General features: G+C 72.6%; 14 protein-coding genes. 12 read left to right on the top strand and 2 right to left on the bottom strand.

Features of this window, described 5'->3' with window-relative positions; genetic code table 11:
* The first annotated feature begins 47 nt into the window (after nt 1-47).
* The 3 genes from H4W81_RS45660 to H4W81_RS45650 all read left to right on the top strand — a co-directional run bounded on the left by H4W81_RS45660 (nt 48) and on the right by H4W81_RS45650 (nt 3029).
* The gene (locus tag H4W81_RS45660; protein WP_192780492.1) at nt 48-1253 is read left to right on the top strand and encodes a serine hydrolase domain-containing protein; all 1206 of its coding nucleotides are present in this window, start codon (nt 48-50) and stop codon (nt 1251-1253) included.
* A gap of 61 nt (nt 1254-1314) precedes the next feature.
* Nucleotides 1315-1971 carry a leucine efflux protein LeuE gene (gene leuE, locus H4W81_RS45655; RefSeq protein ID WP_192780491.1) on the top strand — a complete coding sequence of 219 codons (657 nt, stop codon included), beginning with the start codon at nt 1315-1317 and terminating at the stop codon, nt 1969-1971.
* Nucleotides 1972-2396: 425 nt separating this feature from the next.
* Complete coding sequence (locus H4W81_RS45650) at nt 2397-3029, top strand: VC0807 family protein (protein ID WP_192780490.1); 633 nt, start codon at nt 2397-2399, stop codon at nt 3027-3029.
* Here H4W81_RS45650 and H4W81_RS45645 read toward each other — a convergent pair.
* Together H4W81_RS45645 and H4W81_RS45640 are read right to left on the bottom strand one after the other, a co-directional pair.
* Nucleotides 2940-3923 carry a hypothetical protein gene (locus tag H4W81_RS45645; protein ID WP_192780489.1) on the bottom strand — a complete coding sequence of 328 codons (984 nt, stop codon included), beginning with the start codon at nt 3921-3923 and terminating at the stop codon, nt 2940-2942. The genes H4W81_RS45650 and H4W81_RS45645 overlap by 90 nt on opposite strands.
* Nucleotides 3924-3958: 35 nt before the next feature.
* On the bottom strand, nt 3959-5134 hold the full coding sequence (locus H4W81_RS45640; protein WP_192780488.1) for a sensor histidine kinase: 1176 nt from the start codon (nt 5132-5134) through the stop codon (nt 3959-3961).
* 347 nt (nt 5135-5481) lie between these two features.
* Between H4W81_RS45640 and H4W81_RS45635 the strand changes: the two genes are divergently transcribed.
* From H4W81_RS45635 to H4W81_RS45595, 9 genes are all read left to right on the top strand, one after another.
* Nucleotides 5482-6114, top strand: coding sequence for a DedA family protein (locus tag H4W81_RS45635; protein WP_192780487.1), 633 nt, complete (start codon nt 5482-5484; stop codon nt 6112-6114).
* Nucleotides 6115-6181: 67 nt separating this feature from the next.
* On the top strand, nt 6182-6985 hold the full coding sequence (locus H4W81_RS45630; RefSeq protein ID WP_192780486.1) for a DMT family transporter: 804 nt from the start codon (nt 6182-6184) through the stop codon (nt 6983-6985).
* A 22-nt stretch (nt 6986-7007) separates the two neighbouring features.
* Nucleotides 7008-8222 carry a glycosyltransferase gene (locus H4W81_RS45625; protein ID WP_192780485.1) on the top strand — a complete coding sequence of 405 codons (1215 nt, stop codon included), beginning with the start codon at nt 7008-7010 and terminating at the stop codon, nt 8220-8222.
* On the top strand, nt 8219-8914 hold the full coding sequence (locus H4W81_RS45620) for a DUF998 domain-containing protein (protein ID WP_192780484.1): 696 nt from the start codon (nt 8219-8221) through the stop codon (nt 8912-8914). Before H4W81_RS45625 ends, H4W81_RS45620 begins: the two co-directional genes overlap by 4 nt.
* Nucleotides 8915-8957: 43 nt before the next feature.
* Nucleotides 8958-9656, top strand: a complete 699-nt coding sequence (locus H4W81_RS45615; protein ID WP_192780483.1) for an ArsR/SmtB family transcription factor — start codon at nt 8958-8960, stop codon at nt 9654-9656.
* Between the two features lie 21 nt (nt 9657-9677).
* Nucleotides 9678-10490, top strand: coding sequence for a hypothetical protein (locus H4W81_RS45610; protein ID WP_192780482.1), 813 nt, complete (start codon nt 9678-9680; stop codon nt 10488-10490).
* Nucleotides 10487-11218: an isocitrate lyase/PEP mutase family protein gene (locus tag H4W81_RS45605; RefSeq protein ID WP_192780481.1), complete on the top strand. Its 732-nt coding sequence runs from the start codon at nt 10487-10489 to the stop codon at nt 11216-11218. The genes H4W81_RS45610 and H4W81_RS45605 overlap by 4 nt, the downstream gene beginning before the upstream one ends.
* Before the next feature lie 8 nt (nt 11219-11226).
* Complete coding sequence (locus H4W81_RS45600) at nt 11227-14133, top strand: AfsR/SARP family transcriptional regulator (RefSeq protein ID WP_192780480.1); 2907 nt, start codon at nt 11227-11229, stop codon at nt 14131-14133.
* 30 nt (nt 14134-14163) lie between these two features.
* Nucleotides 14164-15651 (top strand): MFS transporter, encoded by a 1488-nt coding sequence (locus H4W81_RS45595; RefSeq protein WP_192780479.1) that lies wholly within the window; start codon nt 14164-14166, stop codon nt 15649-15651.
* Nucleotides 15652-15675: the final 24 nt, after the last annotated feature.

Below are 15675 nucleotides of genomic sequence, written 5' to 3'. Positions count from 1 at the left end.
AGCCGCAGCCAGTGGACGCGGAGTGGGATTCGTGGTGAATTCAGGAAATGACGGTACAAGGCGCGTGCGACCCCCGGTTCGGCCTGGTCGCGGAGGAGTTCGAGCGCAACCTCAGCGACCGCGGCGAGGTGGGCGCGTCGGTCTGCGTCATCGTCGACGGCGAGACGGTCGTCGATCTCTGGGGTGGCGAGGCCGCCCCGGGCCTCCCCTGGCTGCACGACACCATCGGCCATGTCTGGTCGTGCACCAAGGGCGCCACCGCGCTGTGCGCGCACCTGCTCGCCGACCGAGGAGAGCTCGACCTCGACGCGCCCGTGGTCCGCTACTGGCCCGAGTACGGCGCGCACGGCAAGGACGGCACGCTGGTGCGGCACCTGCTGGCCCACCAGGCGGGGCTGCCGGCGCTGCGCGAGCCGCTGCCGGGCGGGGCGTTCTACGACTGGAAGCTCATGGCCGACAGGCTCGCCGGCGAGGAGCCGTTCTGGGAGCCGGGCACCAGGCACGGCTACCACGCGCTCACCTTCGGCTTCCTGGTCGGGGAGGTCGTGCGCAGGGTGAGCGGGCGCTCCCTCGGCACGTTTTTCCGCGAGGAGGTGGCCGAACCGCTCGGGCTCGACTTCTGGCTGGGCCTGCCGGAGGAGCAGGAGGGCCGCGTCGCGCCGACGATTCCCGCCGAGCCTGCGGCCCAGCCACCCCGCTTCTACGCCACGGCGTTCGCCGACCCCGCCTCGATCCCCGCCCTGCTGCTGGGCAACGACGGCGGCTGCCTGATGACCCCAGGCGAGTCCGACACCAGGGCGGCGCACGCGGCCGAGTCAGGGGCGGTCGGAGCGATCACCAACGCCAGGGGCCTGGCCGGGATGTACCGGCCGCTCTCGCTCGGCGGAGACGGGCTGGTCGGCGAGGAGCAGGTGGCGGTCATGTCACCCACCCAGTCCGCCTCCTCGGTGGACGCGGTGCTGCTGGTGCCGACCAGGTTCTCGCTGGGTTTCATGAAGGCGGTCGACAACCGGCACCTGCCCGCCGCCGACAGCGAGGGCGCGCTGCTGACCGAGACGGCGTTCGGCCACGCGGGCATGGGCGGCTCGGTCGGCTTCTGCGACCCACCCGCTCGGCTGGCCTTCGCCTACACGATGAACCGTCAGGGCACCGGTCTCGCCGTCAACCCGAGGGGACAGGCGCTGGTCGACGCCGTCTACCGGTCGCTCGGCCACCGGCGCGCGGGCGGCGGCCTGTGGTACCGGCCATCCTGACATGTCCAGAAATAGCGCACGCTAATGTGAAAGGAACCATCTGAGCAGGAGCGAGTGAGACATGTTCTTCGGCGTGACCGACATCTGGACGTACATGGTCGGAGCGTTCTTCATCATCCTGCTGCCGGGCCCCAACTCGCTCTACGTCCTCGCCCTCGCCGCCCAGCGCGGCGTGCGCCAGGGCTACCGCGCGGCGGCCGGCGTGTTCGTCGGCGACACGGTCCTCATGGTGCTGGCCTCGGCCGGCGCCGCGACGCTGCTGCGCTCGGCTCCCCTGGTGTTCACGATCGTGAAGGTCGCGGGCGCGGCCTACCTCGGCTGGATCGGCTTCCAGATGATCAGAGGCGCGTGGTCCGCGTGGCGCTCCCATTCCACGGCGCAGGCCCCAGCGAACGCCCTGGTGAGCGAGCGCGACGTGCGCCCCTTCAGCAAGGCGCTGACGATCAGCCTGCTGAACCCGAAGGCGATCCTGTTCTTCGTCTCCTACTTCATCCTGTTCGTGGACCCGTCCTACACGGCCCCCGCCCTGTCGTTCCTCATCCTCGGCGCGATCATCCAGGTCTTCAGCATGCTGTACCTGTCGGCGCTGATCTTCGGGGGCAGCTTCCTGGCCGGGCAGTTCAAAGCCAGGCGCAAGCTGTCGGCCACGCTCACCGCGGGCGTGGGCGCCCTCTTCCTCGGCTTCGGGGCCAAGCTCGCCACCGCCGGCCTGAGCTGATCCCCGCCTGCCCCTGCACGGGGGCCACGTGCTCGATCCTGAACAGCTCCACGATCAGCCGTCACTGAGACGACGGCCGCCGCCGCGACCCTGGCCCCGTGGGAACGCCGGGCGCCCCAGCCGCCCGAGGTCCGCCACGACGACGACCCACCCGAACCCGGCTCATCAGAGGTCGACCGCGACGATCAGCAGTCCGAGCGCAACGGACTCGCAAGGACGCATGTGACGGACCATGACACCGGGACAGGCCAAGATCAACAAGCACGATCTGACGGTGGCACTCCCAGGGCTCAGGTACGGTAAGCCACCGGTGCGCCCCCGTGCGCCGGGGTAACCGTGCCGTAACCCCGGCGGCAGCGTCCGCTGATGCCTGGCCCTTCCGAGCCTGGGTAGACGCTGAACGCCGGCCGACCTACGGAGCAGAGTTGAGCCATCCCCCTGTCGTGCTGCCCCGCCTGACCGCCATGGCCAGGCAGGCCACCCCGCGCCTGCTCGAAGGCGTCGTCGCCCCGCTGGCCGTCTTCTACACCGCCCTCACGGTCCTGGGCGAGACGGGCGCGCTGATCGCGGCGGTGTCGTGGGTCTACCTCGGGGTGGGATGGCGGCTCGTCAGGAGGGTCAGGGTGCCCGCGACGATGTTCCTCGCCGCGGTCGCGATCACCGCCCGCACCCTGATCGCCCTCGTCACCGGCAACAACGCTGTCTTCTTCCTCACACCTGAGTTCGGCACGATCTGCATCAGCATGATCTTCCTGGCCTCGGTCCGGCTGAACAGGCCGATGGTGCAGAAGCTCACCCTCGACTACATCCACCTGCCCCAGGCGGTGCTCAAGCACGAGCGGATGCGCAGGTTCTTCGCCAGGATCACCCTGCTGTGGGCCTTCGTGCTGCTGGCCAACTCCACGGTGAGCATCCTGCTCTACATCCACGAGTCGGCGATGATCGGCGTCTACATGCTGCTGCGCACCTCAGCGGTGGCCGCTATCAGCGGTCTCGCGATCGCCTTCTCGCTGTGGGCCTTCAAGCGGGTGCTGCACCGGCTGCACGCCCCCGCCTGACCTCTCGATCAGCAGGAACGCACCCGCCATTCCCAGCACCATCCCGGTCAGCAGCGAGAACAGGTCCACGAGGTCGGTCGCGACCATCGGAACGGTCGCCCGCAGCGGGCCCGCCGTCACGATGATGATCATCTTGTAGAGGCCCCAGCCGAACAGCGAGCCGCTGCCCAGCCAGCTCAGCACCACCGCCCACGGCGCGCTCCCGCGCAGCAGGGACAGGTAGGCGAGCGCGCCCGCGATCGCCAGCACCCCCGTGAAGGTCTGCGCGATTCCGCCCGCCATGGTCCGCGCCGCCACCACCGCGGGGTCGAGGCCCGCCGTGCCGCCGAGGGCCCAGTAGAGGTTCGCGCCGCCGACGACCGCGGCGACCAGCAGGCTGCCGCGGCCCACGACGTGCTGGAACGGCACCGCGGTCCGCGCCGCGCCGGAGCGGAAGACCCACGGCCAGCGTTCGCGGGCGTAGAGGGAGAAAGCGACGATCAGCCCGACCCCCTGCAGCGAGAAGCCGCCGTAGACGACCAGGTACACCCAGCCGGCGAGGAACTCGTTGCCGAAGGCCCCCGCCCCCTCCAGCAGCAGCGTGACGGCCAGGCTCACCAGGATCTGCGACAGCAGCCCGATGCCCACCCAGATCGGCAGCAGCACCAGCCAGGCCGGCAGCCGCATGCCCCACCGCATGGTGAAGGCCAGTGCGAGCAGCAGTCCGACGACGTCCATGCCGAAGGTCATCGCGTTGAGCCCGACCATCGTGGCGGAGTTCATCAGGGAGGGCGCCGTCACGCCGACCGTGTCGCCGGTCAGCCACAGGATCTTGATCGTGAGATAGGGAAGGGTGGCGGCCATCGCGACCACCGCGGCGGTGATCCGGCCGATGCCGGCTCGGGGAGCGTCCATGCTCCCGACTCTGCCGGTTCCCTGCCGTCCTTCCCTCACGCCCCGAGGGGATCCCGCTCCCCCTCAAGGGGGACAACGACGAGTTCGAAGCCGTCGTCCACCGGGCCGGCGGTCATCGTGCCTCCCGCCAGCCGTACGCGCTCGCGCAGCCCGGTGAGGCCCATGCCGCCCGGCACCGCGGTGGGCCGGTGACGGGCCGGGCCGTTGCGCACCGAGATCCGCGTGGGCGAGACGGTGACCCGCACCCATGACCCCGGCGCGTGCTTGGCGGCGTTGGTCAGCCCCTCCTGGACCACCCGGTAGGCCAGCTCGGGCACCGGGCCGTCGGCGACCTCCAGCGAGACCTCCATGCCGGAGTCGCGGGAGCGTTCCACCAGGTCGGTGAGGTCGGCCGCGACCGGCGCCAGCGGGGCGGGATCGACGTCGTCGCGCAGCAGCCCGACGATCTTCCGCAGCCGTTCGGTGGCCTCCGAGGCGGCCACCCGCAGCTCACCGGCGGCCTTCGCCTGCGCGGGGTCGAGCCCCGGAGCGATCTCGAGACCCGCCGCCCGCACCGCGATGAGGGCGAGGTCATGACCGAGGGAGTCGTGCATGTCGTGCGCGATGCGGGTGCGCTCGCGCAGCCTGGCCTGCGCGGCCACCGACAGCTGGGTCCGCTCGCGCTGCTGGAGCAGCAGCCGCCGGACCTTCCCCAGCAGGTACGGCACGACGTAGCAGCCGATGAGGCCGGTCACCATCGTCACCCAGTGCCGCAGGAGTCCGCCCTGAGCCAGCACGACTCCCACGCCGACCAGTGTGGCCATGCCGAGGAGAGCCGGCGCGGGCCACGTCGTGGCGGTGCGCCGCCCCGCCAGGTAGGCGTACCAGACCACGGCCGGCGTGGTCGAGGACAACGGGAAGATCTTCACGTTGACGAGGGACAGCGGCCACAGCTGGTCGGCCGTGGCGAGGCCGCCGGTGAAGTCCCAGGTCGTGGTGGCCAGGCCGTCGCGGAAGTCCCACGGTCCGAGCGGCAGCAGGATCACCAGCGCGACGAACGGCCACGGCCTGCCGACCAGGACGGCCAGGCCGAGCAGCAGCACGCGCCCACCGGTCACGAGGACGAAGGCGCCGGGATCGGCGAAGGGATCGGGGCCCGCGGCGGACGCCAGGACGGACAGCGTGATCCACAGGAGCACGTCGTAGAGGACCTGGCGGGGTGTGCGGCACATGCCCGAAACGGTAGCCGGGAACCCTGGCCCGCCACCCCTGCCGAAAGTCAGGGATTACGGCCAAGCCCACCGCGGAAGGTGGTGCCAGCCCCACCGCCGATCTCCATCCGGGCACCAGTGTTCCCGCGCTCCTTCCCAGGTTGGATCGACCTACCTGACGAAAGTAGGGGGTCGCGGGTGCCGATCGTCCGATGTGCCGCAGCAGGGCCCGTCCCTAGGTTCAAGGGGCTGGATCCCTGACTTTTCCAGGGGACGGCAGGGGTGCGGGCGGGGGCTTTTCCCCGATGCCGCCCGAGAATCCCGCCGCCACTCTGGGAGAACTCCTCCACAGACCGGAGCGCAATTCCATGTCTCACGCCATTCTCGACCTGCTCAACCAGGTGATGTCGGCACCGTGGTTGTACCTCGCGCTGTTCGCGCTGGCGTTGCTCGACGGGTTCTTCCCCATCGTCCCCGCCGAGACGTCAGTGATCATCGCGGGTGTGTTCGCGGCCTCGACGGGCGAGCCGAACCTGTGGCTGGTGATCGTCGTCGCGGCGCTCGGCGCGTTCACCGGCGACCACATCTCGTACTTCATCGGCAGCAAGGCGGGCAGGCGGCTCCAGGGCAAGAAGGCCTACACCTGGGCGCAGCAGGCGCTCGCCGAGCGCGGCGGGCTGCTGCTCGTGGTGGCCCGCTACATCCCCGGCGGCAGGACGGCGGCGACGCTGACGATGGGCGGCGTCCGCTACCCGCGCAGGTCGTTCGCCTTCTTCGACGCGATCGCGACCAGCTCGTGGGCGGTCTACTCCGCGCTGATCGGTTTCTTCGGCGGCATGGCCTTCGAGAACGACCCGCTCAAGGGCCTGCTGCTCGGCCTGGGCATCGCGGTGTCGATCACCGCGGTCGTCGAGATCGTCCGCTGGGTGCGCAAGAGGCGTTCACAGGGTTCTCACAGAGTGCTCGTCACCGCCGCACAGAGTGCGGAAGGAGACTCCTGACTGTTCGCTCCGGTGTCCCTGAGTGGACACCTCCGTATGGCTTCATCCAGGTGAAAGGAGAGCGTCCATGACTGTGCTGGCCGCGGCGGTCGCCCTGTTCGGCTCGTTGTTCTTCGCACTCGGCGCCGCTCTCCAGCAGTTCGAGGCGGCGGGCTCGGCCAAGCCGGGCCTGCTCGCCCTGCTCAGGAAGCCCCGCTGGCTGATCGGCGGGGTGTCCATCACCGTGGGCGGCGGCCTGCACATCGTCGCGCTCGGCCTGGGCCCGCTGACGGTCGTCCAGCCGATGGGCGTGGCCAGCCTGCTGTTCGCCCTGCCGATCGCGGCGGGACTGCACGGCCGCAGACCCTCCCGCCAGGAGCTGGCCGCCGCGGCGACCGTCGCCATCGGCCTGATCGGGCTGGTCCTGCTGGTGCCCGCGCACGCCGGCCCCACCTACCTCAGTCCCAACGGCGCGGCCACGCTGCTCGCGGTCGCGGGCATCGCGGCGGTCCTGCTGTGGGCGGGGTCGAAGGTGGCCTCGCCCGCGGGGCGTGCGGCCCTGCTGGCCACCAGCGCGGGCGTGCTGTACGGCGCGACCGCGACCCTCATGCGCGTCCTCGTCGACGGCGCGTGGAACTGGTGGTACCTGCTGGCGCTGCCGGTTCCCGCCCTGCTCGCCCTCGTGCTCCTGCAGCGCGCCTACGCCGTCGGCCACTTCGGCGTGTCGTTCGCCTCGCTGCAGATCGCCGACCCCCTGACCGCTGTCGCCTTCGGCGCCCTCCTCCTCGGTGAGCCCCTCCCCCAGGGCATCGCCCCGATCGCCGCCGCCGCCCTCACCGCCGCGGGCACGGTGGCGCTCGCCCGCACCACCCCTCTCGAATCACGTACCTAGACGAACCACGTAGGAGTCCCCCATGGCCATGCCGCTCGTCTCGTCCGAGACCGCCCGCCCGTCGCTCGTGCCGGTGCCCACCAGGCCCCGTCGTGTGCTGATCTCGACCGACACCTACCCGCCCGACGTGAACGGCGCGGCCGTCTTCACCCACCGCCTGGCCACGGGACTGGCCGAGCGCGGCAACGACGTCCACGTGATCTGCCAGTCGGAGGACGGCCCCGCCAAGGCCACGGTCGAGGACGGCGTGATCGTGCACCGGCTGCGCTCGGCGCCGTTGCTGGTCCACCCGACGATGCGGGTGACGGTCCCGACGCGCCTCGACCGCCTGGTCAACGCGATCCAGCCGGATGTCCTGCACACCCAGGGGCACTTCGTCGTGGGCAGGGCCGCGATGGCGGCGGCGCGCAGGAACGGCGTGCCGATCGTGGCCACCAACCACTTCATGCCCGACAACCTCTTCCAGTTCGCCCACATCCCCGCCAAGCTGCGGGAGAAGGCGGGCAGGCTGGCCTGGCGCGACTTCAGCAGGATCTTCGCCCGCGCCGACCACGTCACCACTCCCACGCCACTGGCCGCGGGGCTCCTGGCTGACCAGGGCTTCACGCGCGAGGTGGAGGCGGTGTCCTGCGGGATCGACCTGACCAGGTTCAGCCCTCGCCCGGAGCCGAAGGCCTGGGCCCGCAGGGCGTTCGGGCTGCCCGACCGCGAGACGGTGCTGTTCGTGGGCCGGCTCGACGAGGAGAAGCGGCTGGACGAGCTGGTGCGGGCGCTGCCGTACATCGTGAACGAGACGGACGCGCAGGTCGCGCTGGTGGGCAAGGGCAACCAGCGGGAGCCGCTCGAGCAGCTGGCCAGGAAGATCGGTGTCGGCGACCGGGTCTTCTTCCTCGGGTTCGTGCCCGACGAGGCGATGCCGCAGGCGTTCGCCGCGGCCGACGCCTTCGCCATGCCGGGCATCGCCGAGCTGCAGAGCATCGCAACGCTCGAGGCCATGGCCAGCGGCCTGCCGGTCGTCGCGGCCGACGCGATGGCGCTGCCGCACCTGGTGGCGGACAACGGCTTCCTGTACCGGCCCGGCGACGTGATCGAGCTGGCCCGGCACCTGACCGCGCTGCTGACCGACGCCGGCCTGCGCGAGCGGGCGGGCAAGGCCAGCCGCGAGCTGGCGCTCACCCACGACCACCAGGCCTCGCTGGCCCGGTTCGAGGAGATCTACGCCGAGGTCGCCCGATGATCCTGGCCGCTCCCCTGATCGCGGCGCTGGTGTGCGCGGCGGCGCTGGCCTACGCGCACCTGGCGCTGCCCGCGCAGACCCTCGTCAGCGACTACGCTCTCGTGCCCGGCGGGGTGGCCCCCGTCATGGTCGGCATGCTGGCCCTGGCCGCAGGCTGCGTCTTCCTCGCCTACGGCCTGGCCGTACGCGAACCCGCCCGCACCGCGGCCACCAGGGTGCTGCTGGTCGCCGCGGCGGGAGGGCTCATGCTGAGCGCGCTCTTCCCCACCGATCACGGCACGGCCAGTTCTCTGTCGGGCGAGGTGCACCGGTGGGCCTCGGCCGTGGTGTTCACCTCGCTGCCCGTCGCCGGGTGGACCCTCGCCAGAGGCAGGGCGCCGCTCCCCCGCTGGAACCTGGTCAGGTCGCTCGTCGGCACCGCGGTCGTCGCGCTGACCGTCTACCTCGCCGCCCACCCGGCGGCTCTCACCTCGCCGTTCATCGGCGGGGAGGCCTACTACGGCCTGCTGGAGCGAGCGGTGATCGTGGCCGAGGTCGTGCTGGTGGTCGCGATGGGCGTGGCCGCCTCCCGTGACAACCGCCTTCCCACGCGGATTCCCGTCGTCACGAGCGAGAACCGCGACCCCGCGCCTGCCGCGCCCGTCGTGACCTCTGCGCCCGCCGCGCCCGCGGACCGGGCGAGGGCGGCCTGACGGTTCGGTGTCCGCCGAACCGTCAGGGCCCTACCGTGGAGACATGTCAGCTCAAGGCCTCGCCTCCTTCGCGGCGCTGCTCGCCGATCCGACCAGGGCGGCGTTCTGCCTGGCGCTGCTCGACGGGCGGGCGTGGACCGCGGGCGAGCTCGCCAGGGCGGCAGGGGTCGCCCCCTCCACCGCCAGCGAGCACCTCAGCAAGATGGTCGAGGGCGGCCTGCTCGCCGAGGAGCGGCAGGGCAGGCACCGCTACGTCCGGCTGGCCGACGCGGCCACCGCGCAGCTCGTCGAGGACCTCGCCGCCCGGGTCAGGCCCGCAGGGCCCGCGCCCACGACACTCAGGGCCGCCAGCGCGGCCAGCGCCCTGGCCAGGGCGCGCACCTGCTACGACCACCTCGCGGGACGCCTCGGCGTCACCGTCACCGACGCCCTCCTCTCCCACGGCCTGCTCGACCCCGGCTTCTCGCTGAGCGCGTCGGGAGCGGCGTGGTTCGAGGAACTCGGCATCACGCTGACGGCCAGCCGGACGAGGCCGATGGCCAGGCCGTGCCTCGACTGGACCGAGCGCCGTCCGCACCTGGCCGGCACCGCGGGCGCCGCGCTGTGCCGCCACGCCCTCGACGCGGGCTGGGTCACCAGGATCGGCGGCCAGCGGGCGCTCAAGGTGACCGACGCGGGCCTCACCAGCCTGTCCCTGCTGCTGGAGATCCCCTCCGACACTCTTCGGCCGTCGCCGAACTGACCAGGGCCTACCGTCGACACCATGCGCATCACCGACCACGCGGCGGCCCGAGCCGTCCTGTCCGATCCCTCGTACGTCCCGCCGCCTGCGCCCTCGGGCGCCCCCTTCGGCACCCTGGCGTGGCTGCGCTCACAGGTGTCCCGCTTCGCCTCGGGCCCCGTGCACGCCGAGCGGCGCGCCCTGGTGGAGGAGTGCCTGTCCGCTCTCGACCCCTCGGCCCTGCGCGCGGCCGCCGCCATCCGCGCGGCCCTCGGCGTGGAGCTCGCGGAGATTCCCGCGAGGGTCCTGGGCGAGGCGCTCGGGATCGAGGACACCGACGCGCTGGTCCGCGCCGTCGACGCGGCGGCCACCGGCTACCTCTCGGGAGACGGCGGCCCCGAGGCGGACGCCGCGGTCGCGACCCTGCTCGTCCTGGTCGGCCCGGCCGGCGACCTGCCCCGCGTCGTCGCCCGGATCACCGTCCTCCTGCAGGCCCACGGCGCCACCGCGGGACTCCTGCGCAACGCCGTCGCCCGGCTCCCGCCCGGCCCGGCGCTCGAGGCCGCCGCACCGGCCAGCGCCCCCGGCGGGAGCGCCCCCGACGTAAGCGCCGCCGCCGGGAGCGCCACCGCCGGACGGCTCCTGCTGGAGACCCTCCGCCGCGATCCGCCGCTGCTGGTCACCAGGCGGGTCGACGCCCACCAGGGGGCGCCGGTCGAGATCGACCTCGTGGCCGCGAACGAGGGCCACGACGAGCACCTCACCTTCGGGCACGGCCTGCGTCCCTGTCCCGGAGCCGAGCACGCCATGGCCATCGCCACCGGCGTCCTGGAAACGATCATGGAGCCCCGATGACCTTCCACGACCTGCACAAGCCAGGCGAGCCGCTCCTGCTGCCCAACGCGTGGGACTACGGCTCGGCCGCCCTGCTGGCCGCCCGCGGCTACCCCGCCATCGGCACCACGAGCCTGGGTGTGGCCGCCGTCCACGGCAAACCCGACGCGGCCGCCGCCACCAGGGCGGAGACCCTCGACCTGGTCCTGCTCGTGAAAGACCTGCCCGCCTACCTCACCGTGGACATCGAGAACGGCTTCAGCGACGATCCCGCCGCCGTCGCCGAGCTGGTCGACCTGCTCGCGGGCCTGGGCGTGGCGGGGATCAACCTGGAGGACGGCCGGGCCGACGGCACGCTGCGCCCCATCGCCGAGCAGACCCGCATTCTGCGGGCCGTCACCGGAAGGGGCGTGTTCGTCAACGCCAGAACCGACGCGCACTGGCTCGGCACCGGAGACTCCGCCACCGAGCGGATCCGCGCCTACGCGGACGCGGGCGCCGACGGCGTCTTCGTCCCCGGTGTCGCCGACCTGGCGGCCATCGCCGAGCTCGCGAAGGCCACCGAGCTGCCGCTGAACGTGCTCTACAGCCACGGCGTCGCGGAGCTCGCGGGCGTGGGCGTGGCCAGGATCAGCACGGGCTCGCTGCTCTACCGGGCGGCGCTCCAGGGCGCGCTCGCCGTCCTCGAGAAGGATCCCGCCCTGCCCACGTATGAGGAGATCGTCGGGTTGTTGCCTGACCCGCGATAATCGGGGCCATGCGTTTCGACATCCTCGGTCCCGCCCGGGTGCTCGACGGGGCCGGCCGGCCCGTCGCGCTCGGCGGTCCGCGGGTGCGGGCGCTGCTGGTGTTGCTGACCGCCGAGGCGGGCCGGATCGTCACCCAGGAGCAGCTGATCGACGGCCTCTACGGCGCCGAGCCGCCCGAGGGGGCCGCCAACGCGCTGCAGTCGCAGGTCTCCAGGCTGCGGCGGGCCCTGGGCAAGGACCTGGTGGAGTTCCACCCGGCGGGCTACCGCCTGGCGATCGACCCGCAGGACGTCGACGCGCACCGCTTCGAGCGGCTGGCCGCCGAGGGGCGGCAGGCGCTGCGCGCGGGTGATCCCGCGCGGGCGGCGGGCCGTCTCAGGCAGGCGCTCGCGCTGTGGCGTGGCGCTCCGCTGGCCGACGCGCCGCTCGCGCGGGCGGCCGTCACCCGCCTGGCCGAGCTCAGGCTGGCCGCCACGGAGGACAGGACACAGGCCGAGCTGGAGCTCGGCGCGCACCGCGAGCTGGTCGCCGAGCTGCGCGAGCTGGTCGCGGCGCACCCGCTGCGCGAGCGGTTGAGAGTGCACCTGATGCGCGCCCTGTACGGCAGCGGCCGCCAGGCCGAGGCCCTGGCCGCCTTCGAGGAGGGCCGCAGGCTCCTCGACGAGGAGCTCGGCGTCGAGCCTGGAGCCGAGCTGGCCGCCGCCCACCTCGCGGTGCTGCGCGCCGATCCTTCGCTCGGCCCTGCTCCCGCCACCGGCGCGGCGCCGATGTCCCGGCAGGGCCTGCGCGCCCCGCTCACCAGCTTCGTCGGCCGCGCGGAGGACCTCAGGCGGGTGCAGGGGCTGCTGGAGGAGGCCAGGCTGCTCACGCTCATCGGTCCGGGAGGGGCGGGCAAGTCGAGGCTGGCCGCCGAGGCCGCCACGCTCGCGCCCCTCGACGTCTGCTTCGTCGAGCTCGCCCCGCTCACCGACGGCGCCGACGTGGCCCAGGCGGTGGTCGACGCGCTCGACCTGCGCGACTCCATGCAGCCCAGCCCCGACCGCCCCGCCACCGATCCCGCCGCGAGGCTGGTCACGGCGCTCGGGGAACGCAGGCTGCTGCTCGTCCTCGACAACTGCGAGCACCTCATCGGCGCGGCCGCCGCCCTGGCCGACCGGCTGCTGGCGGCCTGCCCGCACCTGCGGCTGCTGGCCACCAGCCGTGAGGCGTTGGGCATCACCGGCGAGGCGATCTTCCCCGTGCAACCGCTGCGGCTGCCGCCTCCAGGCGCGCCCGCCGCCCTCGACTACCCGGCGGTCCAGCTCTTCGCCGACCGCGCGGCGGCGGTGCTGCCGGGCTTCACGGTGGAGGAGGGCGGCCTCGACCACGTCGTCCACATCTGCAGGGCGCTCGACGGGCTGCCGCTGGCGATCGAGCTGGCCGCCGCCAGGCTGCGGACGCTGCCGGTGCGCGAGGTCGCCGCGCGGCTCGACGACAGGTTCAGGCTGCTGGCCCGCGGCAGCCGTACGGCGCTGCCACGGCACCAGACGCTGCGCGCGGTGGTCACGTGGAGCTGGGACCTGCTCGACGAGAGCGAGCAGGCGATGGCCAGGCGGCTGACGGTGTTCGCCGGAGGCGCGACCCTGGAGGCGGCCGAGCGGGTCTGCGGGCTGCCCGAGGAAGTGCTCAGCTCTCTGGTGGAGAAGTCGCTGGTCGAGGTGGTGGGCGGGCGCTACCGCATGCTCGAGACGATCAGGGCCTACTGCGCGGAACGCCTGTCGGAGGCGGGCGAGGTCGAGACGTTCAGGCGCGCGCACGCCGCCTACTACGGCGAGCTGGCCGCCACCGCCGACCCGCACCTGCGCCAGGCCGAGCAGTTGAAGTGGCTGGCGCTGCTCGACGAGGAGCGCGACAACCTCAACGCGGCGCTGCGGTGGGCGGTGGACGAGGGCGCGACGGCCGACGGCCTGCGGCTGGTCGGCTCGCTGTCCTGCTACTGGTGGGTCAGGGGCAGGCGGGCGGAGAGCGCCGCCATGGCCGCGGAGCTGCTGGCCGCGCTCGGCTCGGCGCCCGTGGACGGGCTCGAGGAGGAGTACGCCATGTGCGTGCTCGTGGCCGCGTGGACGGCCCAGCAGCCCGGCGACCTCGGGCCGCTGCCGTACGACGGGGCTCAGGCCTTCCGCAGGGAGTTCCTCAACGTGATGCTCCCGATGTTCCACGGTCCGCCTGACGACTACGACATGATCGCGACGATGACCGCCGAGGCGCTCGACGGGCTGGCGCCGTGGATCCGGGGGCTCAGCCACGCCGGGCTGGCCTTCATGCAGCAGAACCTCGGCAGGCACGAGCAGGCCTGGGTCCACTTCGGGCAGTCGCTGGACTACTTCCGCGAGCTCGGGGAGCGGTGGGGCAGCACGCTCGCGCTGTCGGGCATGTCCGACCTCGCCCACCAGCAGGGTGACTACGCCACCTCGGTCGAGCTGCTCGGCCAGGCGCTGTCGCTGGCAGAGGAGCTGGGCGCGGCCGAGGACATCGCCGACTACAGCTGCCGCATGGCCGACAGCGTCCTGCGCCTGGGCGAGCTGGCCGGGGCCGAACGGCAGTACCTGCGCGTGGTGGAGCTGGCCGCGCGCTCGGGCGCCCGCGAGACCCTAGCCAGGGCGCATCTGGGCCTCGGCGAGGTCGCCCGGCTGCGCGGCGACGCGACGCGAGCCAAGGCGCTCATGGAGCAGGCGCTGGCCGAGTGCCCCTTCGACTGGTACAGCGCCGAGGACACCCGGCTGCAGATCATGCTGGGCCTGGCCGCCGCCGAGCTCCTGTCCGGTGACACGGAGGCCGCCCGCGACTGGTACACCCGGGTCCTGACCAGCACCGAGGGCGTCAACCTGCCGCTGCACTCGCGCGCGGAGGAGGGGCTGTCAGCGCTTGGTGAGTGAACGGTCAGCGGCGCCCCCGACGCTGACCGCATGAACCTGAAATGGGGCAGTCTCGCCATCGCCTGCCTGGCCCAGCTGTTGCTGGCCATCGACCTGACCGTCCTCCACCTCGCCCTGCCCAAGCTGACCGCCGACCTCAGCCCGACCGTGACGCAGCAGCTGTGGATCGGCGACATGTACGGCTTCGCGCTGGCCGGCCTGCTGATCACCATGGGCAACCTGGGCGACCGGATCGGCAGGAAGAAGCTGCTGCTGATCGGCGCCGTCGCGTTCGGCGTCGCCTCGGCCGTCACCGCCTACGCGCCCAGCGCCGAACTGCTCATCGCGTCGAGGGCGCTGCTCGGCGTCGCGGGCGCCACGATCATGCCCTCGACGCTGTCCATCATCCGCAACGTCTTCACCGACCCCGCCGAGCGGACCATGGCGGTGGGCATCTGGAGCGGCATGGGCGCGGCGGGTTTCGCGCTCGGCCCGATCGTGGGCGGCCTGCTGCTGAACTCGTTCTGGTGGGGCTCCGTCTTCCTGATCAACCTGCCGGTGATGGCACTGGTGCTGGTCGGCGGGGTCCTGGTGCTGCCGGAGTCGCGCAACCCGCACGCCGCGAGGATCGACCCCGCGAGCGTGGTCCTGTCGATCGTCGGTGTGGTGTCGGCCGTCTACACGCTCAAGAGCTGGGTCATCGACGGCTTCGCGGCCAACGTGGCGGTCGCGGCCCTGCTGGCCGTCCTGTCCCTGGTCGCCTTCGGGTGGCGGCAGACGCGGCTGGCCGTACCGCTGGTCGACCTGCGGCTCTTCCGGTACCGCGCGTTCTCGGGCGCGGTCGGCGCCAACCTGTTCGCCATCTTCGGGATGATCGCGCTCAGTCTGATCTTCGCGCAGTACATGCAGCTCGTGCTGGGCTGGACGCCGCTGCAGGCGGGCTTCGCCTCCCTGCCGGGCGGCCTGGCGGGCGCGGTCGGCGGCGCGCTGGCCGCCCCGCTGGTCATGCGCTGGGGACGCAACACCGTCGTCGCGCTCGGCCTGTTGATGTCGGCCTGCTCCTTCGCCGTCTACACCCAGGCCGACACCACCACGACCTTCGGCTACCTGCTGATCGGCATGATCGTCGGCGGGCTCGGCATCGGCTTCACGTTCGCCGTGACCAACGACACCATCCTGGCCGCCGTGCCCAAGGAGCGCGCGGGGGCCGCGGCCGCGCTCTCCGAGACCGCCTTCGAGCTGGGCGGCTCCCTCGGCATCGCGGTTCTCGGCAGCATCCTGGCCGGGGCCTACCGCGACAACCTCGTGCTGCCCGCGGGGCTGCCGCCGCAGGTCGCCGACAGCCTCGGCGGCGCGCTCAGCGTGGCCGACCGGGTCCCGCCCTCGGTGATCGAGGCGGCCAAGCTGGCCTTCGTCGAGGCGCTCCAGCTGACCGCGCTCACCACCACGGGGCTGCTGGTGGTGCTGGCCGGGGTCGCCTTCCAAACGCTGCGCGGCGTGCCCAAGGTCATCCCCGAGGACGTCCTCGCCCACGCCTGACCGGTTCTCGCCGCTGAGCCACCC

Source organism: Nonomuraea africana (assembly GCF_014873535.1).
GTDB classification, from domain to species: Bacteria; Actinomycetota; Actinomycetes; order Streptosporangiales; family Streptosporangiaceae; genus Nonomuraea; species Nonomuraea africana.
The sequence above is the reverse complement of the archived record's forward strand: the minus strand, read 5'-3'. Positions and strand labels throughout refer to the sequence as shown.

Excerpts from the sequence above, each read along its gene's own strand:
- leuE (WP_192780491.1), top strand. The coding sequence starts at position 1,315 with ATGTTCTTCGGCGTGACCGACATCTGGACGTACATGGTCGGAGCGTTC.
- H4W81_RS45635 (WP_192780487.1), top strand. The coding sequence starts at position 5,482 with ATGTCTCACGCCATTCTCGACCTGCTCAACCAGGTGATGTCGGCACCG.
- H4W81_RS45660 (WP_192780492.1), top strand. The coding sequence starts at position 48 with ATGACGGTACAAGGCGCGTGCGACCCCCGGTTCGGCCTGGTCGCGGAG.
- H4W81_RS45600 (WP_192780480.1), top strand. The coding sequence starts at position 11,227 with ATGCGTTTCGACATCCTCGGTCCCGCCCGGGTGCTCGACGGGGCCGGC.
- H4W81_RS45595 (WP_192780479.1), top strand. The coding sequence starts at position 14,164 with ATGAACCTGAAATGGGGCAGTCTCGCCATCGCCTGCCTGGCCCAGCTG.
- H4W81_RS45610 (WP_192780482.1), top strand. The coding sequence starts at position 9,678 with ATGCGCATCACCGACCACGCGGCGGCCCGAGCCGTCCTGTCCGATCCC.
- H4W81_RS45615 (WP_192780483.1), top strand. The coding sequence starts at position 8,958 with ATGTCAGCTCAAGGCCTCGCCTCCTTCGCGGCGCTGCTCGCCGATCCG.
- H4W81_RS45645 (WP_192780489.1), bottom strand. The coding sequence starts at position 3,923 with ATGGACGCTCCCCGAGCCGGCATCGGCCGGATCACCGCCGCGGTGGTC.
- H4W81_RS45640 (WP_192780488.1), bottom strand. The coding sequence starts at position 5,134 with ATGTGCCGCACACCCCGCCAGGTCCTCTACGACGTGCTCCTGTGGATC.
- H4W81_RS45620 (WP_192780484.1), top strand. The coding sequence starts at position 8,219 with ATGATCCTGGCCGCTCCCCTGATCGCGGCGCTGGTGTGCGCGGCGGCG.
- H4W81_RS45625 (WP_192780485.1), top strand. The coding sequence starts at position 7,008 with ATGGCCATGCCGCTCGTCTCGTCCGAGACCGCCCGCCCGTCGCTCGTG.
- H4W81_RS45605 (WP_192780481.1), top strand. The coding sequence starts at position 10,487 with ATGACCTTCCACGACCTGCACAAGCCAGGCGAGCCGCTCCTGCTGCCC.
- H4W81_RS45630 (WP_192780486.1), top strand. The coding sequence starts at position 6,182 with ATGACTGTGCTGGCCGCGGCGGTCGCCCTGTTCGGCTCGTTGTTCTTC.